11 protein-coding genes are annotated in these 15,152 nt (G+C 65.1%); 7 read left to right on the top strand and 4 right to left on the bottom strand.

Annotation, left to right across the window (positions count from 1 at the left end; all coding sequences use genetic code 11):
• Nucleotides 1-63 precede the first annotated feature (63 nt).
• Entirely contained in the window at nt 64-960 is an 897-nt protein-coding gene (locus BN3266_RS01580; RefSeq protein WP_059003241.1) for a LysR family transcriptional regulator, read from the bottom strand.
• A 149-nt stretch (nt 961-1,109) separates the two neighbouring features.
• On the opposite strand from BN3266_RS01580, the gene BN3266_RS01585 reads away from it, so the two are divergent.
• From BN3266_RS01585 to recQ, 3 genes are all read left to right on the top strand, one after another.
• Nucleotides 1,110-2,570 (top strand): amidohydrolase, encoded by a 1,461-nt coding sequence (locus BN3266_RS01585; RefSeq protein ID WP_059003244.1) that lies wholly within the window; start codon nt 1,110-1,112, stop codon nt 2,568-2,570.
• Nucleotides 2,571-2,789: 219 nt separating this feature from the next.
• Complete coding sequence (locus BN3266_RS01590; RefSeq protein ID WP_195891590.1) at nt 2,790-4,247, top strand: polysaccharide deacetylase family protein; 1,458 nt, start codon at nt 2,790-2,792, stop codon at nt 4,245-4,247.
• 178 nt (nt 4,248-4,425) lie between these two features.
• On the top strand, nt 4,426-6,237 hold the full coding sequence (recQ, locus tag BN3266_RS01595; protein WP_059003247.1) for a DNA helicase RecQ: 1,812 nt from the start codon (nt 4,426-4,428) through the stop codon (nt 6,235-6,237).
• Between the two features lie 495 nt (nt 6,238-6,732).
• Here recQ and BN3266_RS01600 read toward each other — a convergent pair whose 3' ends face one another.
• The 3 genes from BN3266_RS01600 to BN3266_RS01610 form a co-directional block, all read right to left on the bottom strand.
• Nucleotides 6,733-7,923: a hypothetical protein gene (locus BN3266_RS01600; RefSeq protein WP_059003249.1), complete on the bottom strand. Its 1,191-nt coding sequence runs from the start codon at nt 7,921-7,923 to the stop codon at nt 6,733-6,735.
• 92 nt (nt 7,924-8,015) lie between these two features.
• Entirely contained in the window at nt 8,016-9,374 is a 1,359-nt protein-coding gene (locus BN3266_RS01605; RefSeq protein WP_075109636.1) for an MATE family efflux transporter, read from the bottom strand.
• A 110-nt stretch (nt 9,375-9,484) separates the two neighbouring features.
• Nucleotides 9,485-10,297: a BtpA/SgcQ family protein gene (locus BN3266_RS01610; protein WP_059003251.1), complete on the bottom strand. Its 813-nt coding sequence runs from the start codon at nt 10,295-10,297 to the stop codon at nt 9,485-9,487.
• Nucleotides 10,298-10,509: 212 nt separating this feature from the next.
• On the opposite strand from BN3266_RS01610, the gene BN3266_RS01615 reads away from it, so the two are divergent.
• The 4 genes from BN3266_RS01615 (at nt 10,510) to BN3266_RS01630 (ending at nt 15,033) form a co-directional block, all read left to right on the top strand.
• Entirely contained in the window at nt 10,510-11,223 is a 714-nt protein-coding gene (locus BN3266_RS01615) for a M24 family metallopeptidase (protein ID WP_021660612.1), read from the top strand.
• Nucleotides 11,223-11,936: a M24 family metallopeptidase gene (locus tag BN3266_RS13060; protein WP_075109637.1), complete on the top strand. Its 714-nt coding sequence runs from the start codon at nt 11,223-11,225 to the stop codon at nt 11,934-11,936. Before BN3266_RS01615 ends, BN3266_RS13060 begins: the two co-directional genes overlap by 1 nt.
• 1,134 nt (nt 11,937-13,070) lie before the next feature.
• The gene (locus tag BN3266_RS01625) at nt 13,071-14,036 is read left to right on the top strand and encodes a nucleoside hydrolase (protein WP_059003254.1); all 966 of its coding nucleotides are present in this window, start codon (nt 13,071-13,073) and stop codon (nt 14,034-14,036) included.
• A 13-nt stretch (nt 14,037-14,049) separates the two neighbouring features.
• On the top strand, nt 14,050-15,033 hold the full coding sequence (locus tag BN3266_RS01630) for an ornithine cyclodeaminase family protein (RefSeq protein WP_059003256.1): 984 nt from the start codon (nt 14,050-14,052) through the stop codon (nt 15,031-15,033).
• Nucleotides 15,034-15,152 lie beyond the last annotated feature (119 nt).

Genomic DNA, 15,152 nt, shown 5'->3' on the forward strand with positions numbered 1-15,152 from the left:
GCCGCACCACCCGAGAGGGGGCGCTGTCTTACGACAGCGCCCCCTCTTTTTGTCCTCTGCGGCCTAATGGCCCATCTCCCCGCGCACCAGCTGGGCAAAGCGCCGGGCCACCGGGTCCTGCGCCCGCTCCCGCCGGCAGAGCAGGGCCATCTCGCAGCCGGCCCCCGGCAGTTCCCGGCTCACCAGGCGGTACCCCTCCAACTGGCTGGGGTGCAGGGGGATCCCCGCCAGGTACCCCACCTGTCCGGCGGCCAGCCGCAGCCGCACCTCCCGGTCCTCCACCTCGATGCGGCGGGCGGCCGTCAGGCAGCGGCGGTAGTCGGCGGGGAAGTACCCCTCCAACTGACCCAGGCCGCCGTAGAGGATACAGGGGTACCCCAGCAGCCGTTCGGGGTCCAGCGACCCCTCCGCCAGGGGGTGCTCCCGGGCTGCGGTCAGGGCAAAGGGCTGTCTTCCCAAAGGGGTGCGGGCGATCTGCCGCCGCTCCAGCAGGGCGGCCTGTTCCCCGATGTCGTCCCCCGGGGGGCAGAGGACCACCGCCATGTCCACGGCGCCCCGGCCCAGCTGCTCCACCGCCTCGCTCCACCCGCCCCGCCTCAGTTGCAGCAGGAGGGGGCGCCGCTCCCGGCACTCCTCGCACAGCCGGGCAAAGGCCCGCTCGACGCGCAGGCTGGCCGGGGCCATCACCGACAGCCGGCAGGGCTCCTCCCCCTCGGCCAGGGCGGCGATGGCCGCCTCCTCCTCCAAGATCACCTGCCCCCGGCGCAGCAGCTCCTCCCCCCGGGCGGTCACGGCGATGCCCCGGTTGCTGCGGACAAAGACGGCAAATCCCACCTCCTCTTCCAGGGCGCGGATCTGCTGGCTGACGTGGGGCTGCGAGAGATAGAGCTCCCGCGCCGCCTTGGAGATGGAGCGGTTTTTGGCCACCGCCGCCGCAATGGCGAGCTGTTGTGTATTCATGAGACCCCTCCTCTGCCGGTCCGCCCCCAATGGGGGGATAAAACATCCGTATGCCCCGCCCGGCCGCGGCGGTGCTATACTCTTTCTACACCCATCCTACCACACTTTTCCCCCCGAGGGAAAGGACCAGACAGAAAGGAAGAAGAGAGATGGATCTGGCACAGCAAAAGCAGCGGGCCCTGGACGCCCTTGACCGCCGCGCCCCCCAACTGGCCGCCCTGGGCGACGCCATCTGGGACCGGCCTGAAACTTCGTTTGAAGAGCACTTTGCCGCCCGCACCCTGGCCGCGGCGCTGGAGGAGGCCGGTTTTGCCCTCACCTGGGGGCTGGGGGGGCTGGAGACCGCCTTCTCCGCCGCCTTTGGGACGGGCGGGCCGACCATCGGCATCCTGGGCGAGTACGACGCCCTCTCGGGGATGAGCCAGCGCGCCGGGGCCCTTGCCCCCGACCCCCTCGTCCCCGGCGGTCCCGGCCACGGCTGCGGGCACAACCTGCTGGGGGTCGGCTCCCTCGGGGCGGCCCTGGCGGTGAAGGAGTATCTCGTCGCCACCGGCGCGCCCGGAAAGGTCGTCTACTTCGGCTGCCCGGGGGAGGAGGCGGGGGCGGGCAAGGCCTTCATGGCGCGGGACGGCGCCTTTGACGGGCTAGACTGCGCCCTCTGCTGGCATCCGGGCGAGCTCAACGCCGCCACCTCCGCCCGCTGTCTGGCCAACTGCGAGGTGCTCTACCGCTTCACCGGCCGCAGTTCCCACGCCGCCAGCGCCCCCTACCTGGGGCGCAGCGCCCTCGACGCCGTCACCCTCCTCAACACCGGCGTTCAGTTTTTGCGCGAGCACATCATTCCCGAGGCCCGCGTCCACTACGCCGTCACCGACACCGGCGGCTATTCCCCCAACGTGGTGCAGGCCTATGCCGAGGCGCTCTACCTCATCCGCGCCCCCCAGCGCAGCCAGGTGGAGGAGATCCGTGCCCGGGTGGACGACGTGGCCCGGGGCGCGGCCCTGATGACCGGCACCCAGGTGGAATGTCGGTTCGTCAAGGCCTGCAGCGAGCTGATCCCCAACCACACCCTGGCCGGGGTGATGGGGGAGAACCTGGCGGCCGTCCCCCTGCCCCTGTACAGCGAGGAGGAGCTGGCCTTTGCCCGGGCCTACTGCGACACCCTGCCCGCGGGCGGCGGCACCCTGGCGGCCATGGCCGGGCAGCTGGGCCCCGCGGGGAAGGCTCTGGCTGAGGCCCACCGGGCGGAGCCCATCCACAACTTTGTGGTCCCGGCGGTGGGGGGCGAGGCGTTTCTCTCCTCCTCCACCGACGTGGGGGATGTGAGCTGGCTCTGCCCCACCGCCCAGATCATGGCCGCCACCATGGCCGCCGGCACGCCGGGACACTCCTGGCAGCGCACCGCCCAGGGGAAGAGCAGCATCGCCCACAAGGGTACCCTCTACGCCGCCAAGGTGATGGCTGCCTCGGCCATCGACCTGTTGCAGCGCCCCGACCTCCTGCGAGCCGCGGGGGAGGAGCACCGCGCCCAGTTGGCGGGCCGGCAGTACCTCCCCATCCCGCCGGAGGCGCGGCCCATCGCCGTCCGGGGCGCCCAGTCCGAGAACTGATCCCCCGGCGCCAGCCCCTTTTTCTGGCGGATAAATGAAGAAAAAATGACAAGAGTTTACAAACTATTACAATCTGCGAAACGCACTTGTGGGGCCGATCGGGGGAATGCTACAATGGGGCCCTGAGAAGCGGATGAAGTCCGCAATGGAAACGGGAGGCGGCGCAGAAGGATGAACGGCAAATCGGTGAAAAAAAGACAAAATCGGGGGGCCAAACGGGTGGTTGGCCTGGGTGTCATCTCCCTTCTCCTCGCCGCCCTCGTCCTCTCCTTGAACTCTTTGGCCTTCGCCCTCTCCCCCCGGCCCTCCTCCGACGAGCAGTTGGCCCAGGGCCCCTTTGCCGTCCGGGAGGAGACCCGGCAGGTGGGAAAGATCCGCTCTAAAATCGATTATCAGGAGAACACCGCCTACAGCGTCCACTACCCCCACCTGGGTAATGAGGCCGCCGACAGCGCCATCGCCGAGACGGTCGGCTCCTTCATCGACACCTTTTTGAGCGACCTCGCCGACTACCGCGCCCCCTCCCCCCAGGAGCGGGCCGTCCTCACGGTGGACTACGAGAGCTACCGGGCCGGGCCGGTGGTCTCGGTGGTCTTTCACATAGAGATGAGCGAGCCCAATATGGCCCACCCCTCCACCGGGGTGGAGACCCTGGTCTTTGACAGCCGCGACGGCCGCCGGCTGGGGGAGGGGGACTTTTTTCAGGGGGACTACCACCCGGCCCTGGAGCAGTTGGTGGGCGACTTTTTGCGCGCGAGCGAGGACTACCGCGAGGGGGCGGAGGACCCGGCCTTTCTGGCGGAGGGCTTTGCCCAGGAGGGGGTCTTCAGCCGCTTTGCCCTCACCGCCCAGGGGGTCCGCTTCTACTTCCCCCGCTACCTCCTCCTCCCCGGCGCCTACGGCGTTCCGGTGGTCGACCTGTCCTACGACCAGCTCAAGCCCTACCTCGCCTGGGACCAGGACGAGCTCACCGAAAAGGAGAGCGCCAAGTTCCTCGCCGGGAGCCTTTCCCCCATGGGCACCTCCGCCCTGGTGGAGCGGGTGAAGACCGGCCGCTACGTGGACCCCAACAAGCCGATGATCGCCCTCACCTTTGACGACGGCCCCCGCCCCGACGTGACCGGCCGCATCCTCGACCGGCTGGGGGAGGTGGGCGGCCGCGCCACCTTCTTTGTGCTGGGCAACCGGGTCGGCAGCTACCCCGACATCCTGGCCCGCGAGTACGCCGAGGGGCACATGGTGGCCAGCCACACCTACAGCCACAAGTCCCTGCCCAAGTGCGACGAGGGGGAGTTTGCCCAGCAGGTGCAGGGGGCCGACGAGGCCATCGGCGCGATCTTGCCCGGCCAGCCAAAGGCCCTGCGCCCGCCCTACGGCGCCTACGACGACACCACCCGCGAGAAGGTGCCCCACCCCCTCATCATGTGGTCGGTGGACACCCTGGACTGGAAGAGCCGCAACGCCGACGCGGTGATCCGGGCGGTGCGCCAGAACGTCCGCGACGGGGACATCGTCCTCATGCACGACATCCACCCCACCACCGCCGACGCCTGCGACACCCTGATCGCCGAGCTGGCCAAGGACTACCAGCTGGTCACGGTGGAGGAGCTCTACCGGGCAAAGGGCATCCCCCTGGAGGCAGGGAAGGTCTACTTCAGCGCCCGCACCGTCCGCTGACGGATTTTGCGCAAACCCCTTTCGGTCCCGCCGCGCAGCGGGTCGAAAGGGGTTGTTTTTTGCCGCCTTTTGTACTACTCTAAAAAGAGTCTTTATCTCTGCCGTTGCCCCCTTGCCCTCCTTGGCCCAGCGGAGCGCCGGGGGGAACGGGACAATCTGCATTCGGGAAGGAGCCCCCATGAACCCCAACGACATCCTCAGAAAGTACTACGGCTACCCCTCCTTTCGCCCCGGGCAGGGGGAGGTGGTCTCCGCCATCTTAGAGGGGCGGGACGCCCTGGCCATTATGCCCACCGGGGCGGGAAAATCCATCTGCTACCAGGTCCCCGCCCTGGCCATGGACGGCGTGGCCCTGGTCATCTCCCCCCTCATCTCCCTGATGAAGGACCAGGTGGGGGCCCTTTTACAGATGGGGGTGCGGGCGGCCTACCTCAACAGCTCCCTCACCTTTCCCCAGTACCGCAAGGCCCTGCAAAACTGCAAGGACGGGGTCTACAAAATCATCTATGTGGCCCCTGAGCGGCTGGGGACCGAGGGCTTCCTCTCCTTTGCGCAGCAGGCCAACATCTCCCTGGTGGCGGTGGACGAGGCGCACTGCGTCTCCCAGTGGGGGCACGACTTTCGCCCCAGCTACCTGCAGATCCCCGCCTTTCTCGAGGCCCTGCCCCGCCGCCCGGTGCTGGCGGCCTTCACCGCCACCGCCACCGCCGCTGTCCGGGGGGACGTGCTGAAAATTTTGGGGCTGCAAGACCCCCTCTGCATCACCACCGGCTTTGACCGGCAAAACCTCTACTTTGGGGTGGAGACCCCCAAGTCCAAGATGGACTATGTCCGCCAATACGTCCGCCAGAACGGGGAGAAGAGCGGCATCGTCTACTGCTCCACCCGCAAGGCGGTGGAACAGGTCTGCCAGTCCCTGGTGGCCGCCGGGGTGGACGCCACCCGCTACCACGCCGGCCTCTCCGACGAGGAGCGCCGCCAAAATCAGGAGGACTTCCTCTACGACCGCAGCCGGGTGATGGTGGCCACCAACGCCTTTGGCATGGGGATCGACAAGTCAAACGTCTCCTACGTGCTGCACTACAACATGCCCAAGAACATGGAGAGCTACTACCAGGAGGCGGGCCGCGCCGGGCGGGACGGCAGCCCGGCCGAGTGCATCCTCCTATACAGCGGGCAGGACGTGCGCACCGCCCTCTTCTTTATCGACCAGAGCTTTGAAAACCCCGACACCGACCTCACCCCCCAGCAGGTCGAGCAACTGCGGGCGAAGGAGTACGACAAGCTCCGCCAGATGCAGGGCTACTGCACCGCCACCGGCTGCCTGCGCCAGTACATCCTGCGCTACTTTGGGGAGCACGCCCCCGACCGCTGCGGCAACTGCTCCTCCTGTTTGGGAGATTACACCGAGGAGGACATCAGCGAGGCGGCCTCCCTCATTTTGCAGGCGGTGCGCAGCGTCCGCGGCCGCTTTGGGGCCGGGGTCATCGGCGAACTGCTGAAGGGGAGCGAGACCGCCCGCATCCAGCGCTTTTCCCTGGCTGAAACCCCCCTCTTCGGCAGCCTCTCCCACCTCTCGGGGGTCAAAATCAAGGGCTATATCTCCGCCCTCTGCGAGCAGGATATCCTCCAGACCACCGAGGGGCAGTACCCCCTGCTGCGGTTGGGGGAGGGGGCCAGGGCGGTGCTGGAAGAGGGGGAGCCGGTCGTCATCCGCCAAAAGCGGGTGGAGCGCCGGGCGGCGGCCGACGACTTTTACGACCCCGCCCTCTTTCAAAAGCTGCGTGCCTTGCGGGCCCAGATCGCCCGGCGGCAGAGCGTGCCCGCCTACGTGGTCTTTACCGACGCCACCCTCAAACAGATCAGCGCCATTCAGCCCACCACCCCCGCCCAGCTGTTGGAGGTGCCCGGCGTGGGCGAATCCAAGCTGGGGCGGTACGGGCAGGCCTTCCTCGATGCGGTGCAGGAGTTCCAGCAGAGCGGCGAATAAATACAGCCTGTATATTTTGAGTATCATATTCAAAGGGGCCCTGCCGGCATCGTCCGACAGGGCCCCTTTTGGTAAGAGGGGTGCGCACGGCGAAGGGCAAGCGATTTTTCACCATTTCCACCGAGTTATCAACACAGTGTTAAAATAGATGATGGCTTTACAAATAGGATTTTCTGTTTGCCCTGCCCTTTGGCGCGGGGAAGGGCGGCCGCGAAGGTGCAAAACAGCAGCGATTGAGCAACACGGGCGGAGGAGGGGGGCTTTGGGCAGATGGCCCAGTGGCTCCGCCCGCCCTGCTGGTGTTCCCGGCAGGGTCCCCTTTCGCCGGTCCACCGCCTCCCCCAAAAAGAATTGTTCCGTATATGTGGAGACATATTCTCGGCGGGGAAGAGCGCCCACCCCCCTGTCGATGCGACCCTTCTCCCACCGACAGAGAGAGGGCGCTTCCGGCAGCGGCGGAAGCGCCCTCTCTGACAGCGGTCTCTCTTTTGGCTTTTACCAGCGGAAGAACTCCTCGATGGCCTCGGTCTCGTCGCCCAGGCAGACCAGGTGGTGGTTGCCGATGGGCTCCCGGGTGAAGTAGTCCACCCCGCCGGGCAGCCGCACCCGGATCTGGGTGCGACAGAGGGTCGGGTCCTGCAGGTTTTCCACAATGGTGCCGGCGGCGGCAAAGTGGCGGCTGAAGTCCCCTGCGCACTTGAAGACGGTGCAGGGCCCGGGGGCGATCTGCCCGTCCAGGGCCACCCCCAGCCCCGACTCGAAGTGGGTGGTGAAGGTGTAGCTCTGGGGCATCTGCATGGGCAGGGTGCAGTGGGCCAGCACGATCTCGCTCTCCTCCGCATCCAGGCGGGAGGGGTTGCACATGAAGACCGGTTTGCCGGTGAGCTGCCCCATCACCGCCATGGAGATCAGCGAGGTCATATCCCCCTCGCAGCCGGCGTAGATCCCCTCGGCGTTGAGGATGGCCAGGGCCAGGCAGCTGGTGCCCTTGACGGTGGGCAGCAGGTCAAAGCAGCGCACCGTCACCCCCAGCAGGCCGTATTTCTCGCACAGCCGCTTGAGGGCGCCGTAGATCCAGAGGGACTTCTCGGTGTCTTCGGGGCTGTACTTCTTGGCCAGGGCCTCCTCGGTGAAGGCGTTGGGGGTGTACTCGTGCCGGTCGATCTCCCGCATGAACTCCTCCATCGAGATGTCCACCAGCTCCAGCCCCGACACCTGCTTGACCGACTGGGGGTTGACCCCGCTGGCGATCAGCCAGTCGCTGGGGGCGCCCACCGACCCCAGCTTGGCCCCCCGCAGGGAGCGCCGGGCCCCGAACACCCGGGCCAGCAGCAGGATGCGGGCGGCCACCTTTTCGCAGCTGCCGTGCAGGATCTCGCCGCTGCGGCCGTGGCGCTGCAGGTAGGAGAGGATCTCCAGCGAGGCCGCCAGGGAGTTGTTCCCCCCGGTGGTCAGCAGGAAGATCGGCCCCTCCAACTTGGGCAGTTGCTGGAGGAAGAACCCCTCGCTGCCGCCCCCGCCGATAAAGACCAGGGGCAGGTCGCAGCCGGCCAGCTCCTCCGGCTGGCAGTGGACGATGGGTTGGCCCAGGGCCTTTTCCAGTTGGCTGAAAAAGGGGTCGCTGTCCCGGCCGGGGCGGTCAGCGTTCAGGTTGGCGGTCTGCAGGTCATACACGCCGATTTTCATTGTGCACCTCCAAATAATCGTGTTTGCTCGCTCATACATTTTTATATTACCCGCTCCCCCACCCCCAGCACAAGGGGTGGAGTACACAGGGTTTACCCCGCCTTTTTAGGCAAATCTTCCCCGGCGGCCCCCCGCAGGGAGCGGCCCATCTTGGCAAAGCCCACCAAGTCGGCGCAGAGCCAGCCGATGGGGATCGACCACCAGATGCCCGCCGGGCCGAAGGGAATCGAGAGGGCGGCCGCCAGCGCCACCCGCAGCCCCAGCGAAATCACCGTCAGCAGGATGGACATGGGCAGGTCGCCCAGCCCGCGGTAGAAGCCGTAGTGCATGAAGAGAAAGCCGATGAGGGCGTAGAAGGGGGCCACCACCCGCAGGTAGTTCACCCCGGTGGCGATGACCGCCCCCTCTTCCGGGGCGAGGAAGATGCCCATCAGCGGCCGGGCAAAGACCACCACCGCCAGCGAGATGACAAAACAGGCGCAGAGGATGGTGCCGATGCAGACCTTGGTGCCCTGGCGGATGCGGTCCATCCGCCCGCCGCCCTTGTTCTGGGCCACATAGGTGGAGAAGGCGTTGCCGAAATCCTGCACCGGCAGATAGGCAAAGGCCTCGATCTTCACCGCCACCGTAAAGGCGGCGATCACGTTGGTGCCGAAGGTGTTGACGATCCCCTGCACCGCCAGGATGCCCAGGTTCATGATGGACTGCTGCACCGAGGTCAGCACCCCGTAAGAGGCGATCTTGCCGAAGATGGCCCGGTCAAAGCAGAACTCCCCCTTGGCATAGCGCAGCAGGGTCAGTTTTTTGAGGCAGTAGAGGATGCAGCACACCGAGGAGACCGCCTGCGCCGCCACCGTCGCCAGGGCCGCCCCCTGTACCCCCATGCCAAAGCCCACCACAAAGAGGAGGTCCAGGACGATGTTCAGGGCAGTGGAGAGGATGAGAAAGTACAGCGGCACCTTGGAGTTGCCAAGCGAGCGCAGCAGAAAGGCCCCCGCGTTGTAGAGGAAGACAAAGGGCAGCCCCCCGAAGATGATGAGGATGTAGCCCCGGGTCAGCTCAAAAATCTCCTCGGGGATCTGGATCAGCCGCAGCAGCGGCCCGGCAAAGGCCAGGGAGAGGGCGGTGAGCACCACCGTCAGCCCCCCGGCAAAGAGCAGGGCGGTGCTCACCGCCCGCTTGAGCCGGGGAATGTCCCCCGCCCCGAAGTACTGTGAAAAGACCACCCCGCACCCCATGCAGATGCCGATGAGGATGGCGGTGATGAAGTTCATCAGCGAAAAGGAGGCCCCCACCGCCGCCAGGGCGTCTTTGCTGACAAAGCGCCCCACCACGATGGAGTCCACCACGTTGTACAACTGCTGAAACAGGTTGCCCACAAACAGGGGCAGGGTAAAGCGCAAGATCAGCTGCAGGGGCTTCCCCCTGGTCATATCGGTCACACTGCTCATTTGGTCCCTTCCTCTCGGCCGCGCAGGGCCCCAGGCCGCAAAAGGGGCGCCGCTCCCCGGTCTCCCGGGGCACAGCGCCGCTTTTTCGGTTTGTTTCGGTTTTGAGGGGGCTATACCTGGTAGCCCGCCTCGGTGAGGGTCTGCATGAACGACTGCACCCGCTGGGGGTCCACCGGGTTCCAGACGTTGCCCTCCTCTTTGAAGCTGGAGCCGATGATGGCCCCGTCCGCCACGGCGAAGAACTCGGCGGCGTTTTTCTCGTTGACCCCGCTGCCCAGCAGGACCGGGGTGTCGCCGGCGGCCGCGGCAAATTCCTGCACCTGTTCCAGGGTGGGGTTCTGGCCGGTCACCACCCCGGTGACGATGAGGGCGTCGGCCCCCTCTTCAATGGCCTCGTGGATGCTGTCGGCGATGGGCACCGGCACCAGGGGCTCGGTGTGCTTGGTGTTCACATCGCAAAACAGCAGTGTGGGGGCGGGGTAGCGCCCCTTCTCGCGCATCAGGGCCGGGGCGGCCGGATAGGTGATGCCGTGGGTGCCCACCCGGGTCTCCACAAAGGCCTCGACCCGAATGAAGTTGGAGCCGGAGGCATAGGCCATCCCCCACTCCTCCACCGCGCAGTTGTACTGCACGTTGATGCCCAGTTTCATGGTGGTGCGCTCCCGCAGCTGGGCGGCCACCGAGGTCATGCAGGCCAGGGTGATGAACTCGTTTTCGGTGCCGTAGGGCACGTCGCCGAAGTTTTCGATGATGGCCGCCTTTACTCCCGCGCCCTCCAGGGCCTTCAGGTCCCGCAGGGCCGCCTCAAAGACGGCGCGCATGCTGCCGCCGTAGCGGGGCGAGCCGGGCAGGGGCAGCAGGTGCACCATTCCGATCACCGTTTTTTCACAGCCCATCATCTGGGCAAATTCCGCTTTTGTCAAACCAAACACCCCTCTATCTCGATCGGTCGAGAAATATTGCCAAGAAAGCTGCCTTCATTCTAGCATTTTTGGAGATTTGCCGCAATGCCCATTTCCCGCTATTGCGGCGAGGGGGCAAAATGTACTACTATAAGAGCAGAAGTCGTTGCCCGCCGAAAAACCCGGCGTCCCGCCCGGGGCGGGAAGAGAAATGTTGCGAAAGGGGTCTTTCTATGTCCACAGTGGATTGCCTGCGCTGCAACCGCGAGGCGCAGCAGATCGCCAAAAGGGCCTTTGCCGAGGTCGCCCGCCAGATCTGTCCCGGCATGACCGAGCGGGAGATCAAGCGCCGGGTCGAGATGCTCCTCATCCAGTACGGCTCGGACTCGTTTTGGCGCTACGGCATCGGTGCCACCGTCCACGTGGGCCCCCGCACCACCCTCTCGGGCAGCGCCCGCACCTACCGGGTCACCGATTTGGCGGTGCAGCCCAACGACTGTGTGGTGATGGACCTGGCCCCTTCCCGCAGCTTTTACTGGGGGGACTACGCCCGCACCGTCTTTCTGGAGGAGGGACGCCCCATCACCGAGCCGGAGGAGCTGACCATCCCCGCCTTTCGCGAAGGGCTGGAGGCGGAGATCGAGCTGCACCGGACCCTGCGCCGCATCGCCCGCCCCGACATGACCTTTGCTGAGCTCTACTGGCGGATGAGCGAGGAGCTGCGGGGATTGGGCTTTGAAAACCTCGACTTCTCCTGCAACCTGGGCCACTCGGTGGAGCTGGACGCCAAAAACCGCCGCTTCATCGACGAGAACTGCCATCAACCCCTCTCCGCCTGTGAGGCCTTTACCTTTGAGCCCCACATCCGGCGGCCAACCGGCCGTTACGGCTTTAAGCGAGAGGATATGTACGCCTTTGGCAAAGGCGGCAAATTGGAGGTGCTTTAATGAATATCCAACAGCTCAAGTGCTACACCGAGGCGCAGAACATCGCCCGCCGCACCATGGAGGATCTGGAGCAGTACGTCGCTTCCGGCATGACCGAGGACCAAATCAAGCGCCAGGCTGAGATCCTCCTCATCCAAAACGGCTCCACCTCCTTTTGGTACCACGGGGTGGGGGCGCTGGTGCATGTGGGTGAGCGCACCCTGGTCTCCCAGGGGGGGCGGGAGTACCGCTCCGGCGACACCCGGGTGCAGGAGACCGACGTGATCACCGTCGACCTGGCCCCCACACTGGGCACCTGCTGGGGGGACTTTGCCCGCACCATCTTCGTGGAGGACGGCCGGGTGGTCAGAGAACTCAGCGAATTGCAGACCTCCGCCTACAAGGCGGCCATCGAGGCGGAGTTCAAACTCCACAGCTTTTTGCTGGAGGTGGCCCGCCCCGAGATGACATTCGAGGAGCTCTATTTCTCCGCCAACGCCCTCATCGACGGGCTGGGGTGCAAAAATCTCGACTACTCGGGCAATCTGGGACACTCCATCAACGTCCTTCAGCAAGACCGCATCTACATTGAAAAGGGGAACACCACCCCCCTCAAGGACGCCGAGTGCGAGTGCTTTACCTTTGAGCCCCACATCTGCAAACAGGGCGGCGCCTTTGGTGTCAAGCGGGAGAACATCTACTACTTTGTCGACGGGCGGCTGAAGGAGATGTAATTTTTCGGGGGTCCCCATCCCCCGAAAAATGCAAACTCCCCTTGGCCCAGTAAACTGTCCCATTTTTCCTGCGGAAAAAACGGGGAGTTTAACCCTACGGCTGTGGGGGGAGCTCGGTATCTGCGGTGTTCTCATTGTCCGGATGAAACAACAGATGTGGGCCCCCATCCCATGAAGTTGTCAAACCCGCCGATGGCGGGTTTGGGCCTGTGGTCGTGGGCGGAAGCTAGCATCCCTCAACTCCTATTGCCTGGACAGAAAAACAGATATGGGGTCCCCATCCCCCGAAAAATGCAAACTCCCCTTGGGCCAGTAAACTGTCCTATTTTTCCTGCGGAAAAAGCGGCGAGTTTGGGCCTACGGTTGTGGGAGGAAACCAGCATCCCCCAACTCCTATTGCCTGGACAGAAAAACAGGTACAGGGTCCCCATCCTCCGAAAAATTCAAACTCCCCTTGGGCCGGTAAACTGTCCCATCTTTCCTGCGGAAAAAACGGGGAGTTTGACCCTACGGCTGTGAGAAGGACCCGGTATCTGTGACGCTCTCATTGTCCGGGCAGGAAAACGGGCGTGGACCCCATCCCATGAAGTTGTCAAACCCGCCAGAGGCGGGTTTGAGGCTGTGGTTGTGGGAGGAAACCAGCATCCCCCAACTCCTATTGCCTGGACGGAAAAACAGATATGGGGTCCCCATCCCCCGGAAAATGCAAACTCCCATTGGGCCAGTAAACTGTCCCATCTTTCCTGCGGAAAAAGCGGGGAGTTTGACCCTGTGGCTGTGGGAGGAGCTCGGTATCTGCGGCACTCTTACCATCTGGGCGGCAAGACGGCTGTGGGAAAAGGGGCGCTTGCCGAAATCTGTATTGTCGGGGAGGCAAAACACGGGAATGCTGCTCTCTGAAAGATATAAATGTCCATTTGGGCCGATGAGCATCCCTATACCCCCTGCGGGGAGAGAGGCTCGGCCTCGCGAGAGCAGGGGCACTAGACACCAGCTGCCCCCTTTATCCAAATGGCCGCCGCAGAAAGATACAGTTGCCAAAAGAGACCTGCCTCCCATGTGGGGTAAAGTCAAAATAAACAGTTTGGAATATCCTTTATAAATAAACAAATTGTACAAAGAGGAGGACATCCCATGCACAAGATCATCATCGACTGCGACACCGGAACCGACGACGCCATCGCCCTGGTGGCCGCCCTCAACAGCCCGGACATCGACCTGCGGGCCATCACCACCGTCTCCGGCAACGTGGACCTCTGCTACACCGCCCCCAATTCCCTCAATCTGGCACGGATGCTGGGCTTCCCGGTAAAGGTGGCCAAGGGCGCGCCCCAGCCCATCCTGCGGGACCTGCACAAAATCCGCCTGATGGACGCCGACGAGGCGGGCGGCCTGCCCACCCACGGCCAGACCGGCATGGGCGACGTGGTGCTGCCCGAGTGCGGTGAGCCCTTCTACGAGAAAAACGCCGTCGAGACCATCTGGGAAGAGGCCCAGGCCTGTGGCGGCGAACTGGAGATCGTGGCCGTCGGCCCCCTGACCAACATCGCCCACGCCCTGATGGTCTACCCTCAGCTCAAGGAGGGGCTCATCAAGAAAATTTCCTTCATGGGCGGCGCGGCTTACGGCGGCAACACCACTGCCGTGGCGGAGTTCAACATCCTCTGCGACCCCGAGGCGGCCCGCATCGTCCTGCGCTCCGGCATCCCCCTGGTGATGGTCGGTCTCGACGTGACCGAAAAGGCCGCTGTCCCCGACGAGGACTGTGAGATCATCCGCCGGATGGGCACCAAAGACGCCGTCTTGGTGGCCGACATCCTCGACTTCATGCGGATGCGCCGGGACGAGTTTGGCGGCGAGGACACCCTGATGCACGACGCCCTGGCTCTGGCCGCCGCCGTGCTGCCCGGGGTGGTCTCCGGCCACGACTACTACGTGGACGTGGAGTGTGCCGGCGAGTACACCTTTGGCCACACCTATGTGCAGAAGGACCACCGCCTGACAAACAGCGCCCCCAACTGCTGGGTCGCTGAAGAGGTGGATATGAAGTGCTTTATGGACTGGCTCAAGGGCTGCCTCGAGCAGAGCAAGAACCGCTAGGGGAGGGGTCGTGATGAACGCCAGCACCCGCCTTGTCGACCGGGAGACGGTCGCCCGGCTGCTCGGGATGAAGGACTGTATCGCCGAGATGGAGCGCACCCTGATAGAGGTCTCCGCCGGCCAGTCGGTCAATCTGCAGCGGCAGATGATCCCCCAGCCCGAGGGCAATATGTTCGCCATCATGGGCTCGGCCCTCACTGCCCAGTCCCTGGTGGGGAGCAAGGTCATTGTATTTCCCGGGCAAAAGGCCAAGGAAAACGGCACCAGCCAGGGGATCATCCCCCTCTTTGACGGGGGCACCGGCGCCCTTTTGGCCGTTGTCGACGGCGAGGGGATCACCGGGGTGCGCACCGCTGCCACCAGCGCCGCCGCCACCAAGGCCCTGGCCCGCGCCGATGCGTCCGCCCTGGCCATCCTCGGGGCTGGGCGGCTGGGGCGGCTGCACATCGAGGCCATCTGCAGCGTTCGCCCCATTGAGACGGTCTATGTCTGGGACATCGCCCCCGCCGCCACCGAGAGCTGCTGCGCCTGGGCCGAGCAGGCCTTCGGCGTCAAGGCCGTTCCCTGCAAAACGGCGGAGGAGGCGGTGGTTCCCGCCGACATCGTCTGCACCGTCACCCAGTCGGCCCAACCGGTCCTCCTGGGGGAGTGGCTGAAGCCGGGCGCCCACGTCAACGCCGTCGGCGCCTGTGCCCCCCATGTCCGCGAGGTGGACACCGCCACCGTCTGCCGGGCCCGGGTCTTTTTGGACTGGACCGAGGCCGCCCTGCGGGACACCGGCGACCTGGTCATCCCCGTGCAGGAGGGGGCCTGGAGCCCCGAGGAGGCGGCAGGTGAGATCGGCCGTGTCCTCGCTGGGGAGCTCTCCGGCCGCCGGGACGAGAGCGAAATCACCCTCTTTGAATCGGTGGGGATCGCCGTCGAGGACTTGGCGGCGGCTGCTCTGGTCTACCGCCTGGCCGAGGAGCAGGACCTGGGCACCCTCGCCAGCTGGTAATTCCTCTGTCCCCGAGGAGGGGGCGCGTTTGACAAATTGGATAAAATAGGTTTAGAATAGCCCTGTACAGAGACCACCTGTCCGTACAGGGCTATTTTTGGCCGCGCCACCGGCCCGGC

Source organism: Bittarella massiliensis (ex Durand et al. 2017) (assembly GCF_001486165.1).
Taxonomy (GTDB): Bacteria; Bacillota; Clostridia; order Oscillospirales; family Ruminococcaceae; genus Bittarella; species Bittarella massiliensis.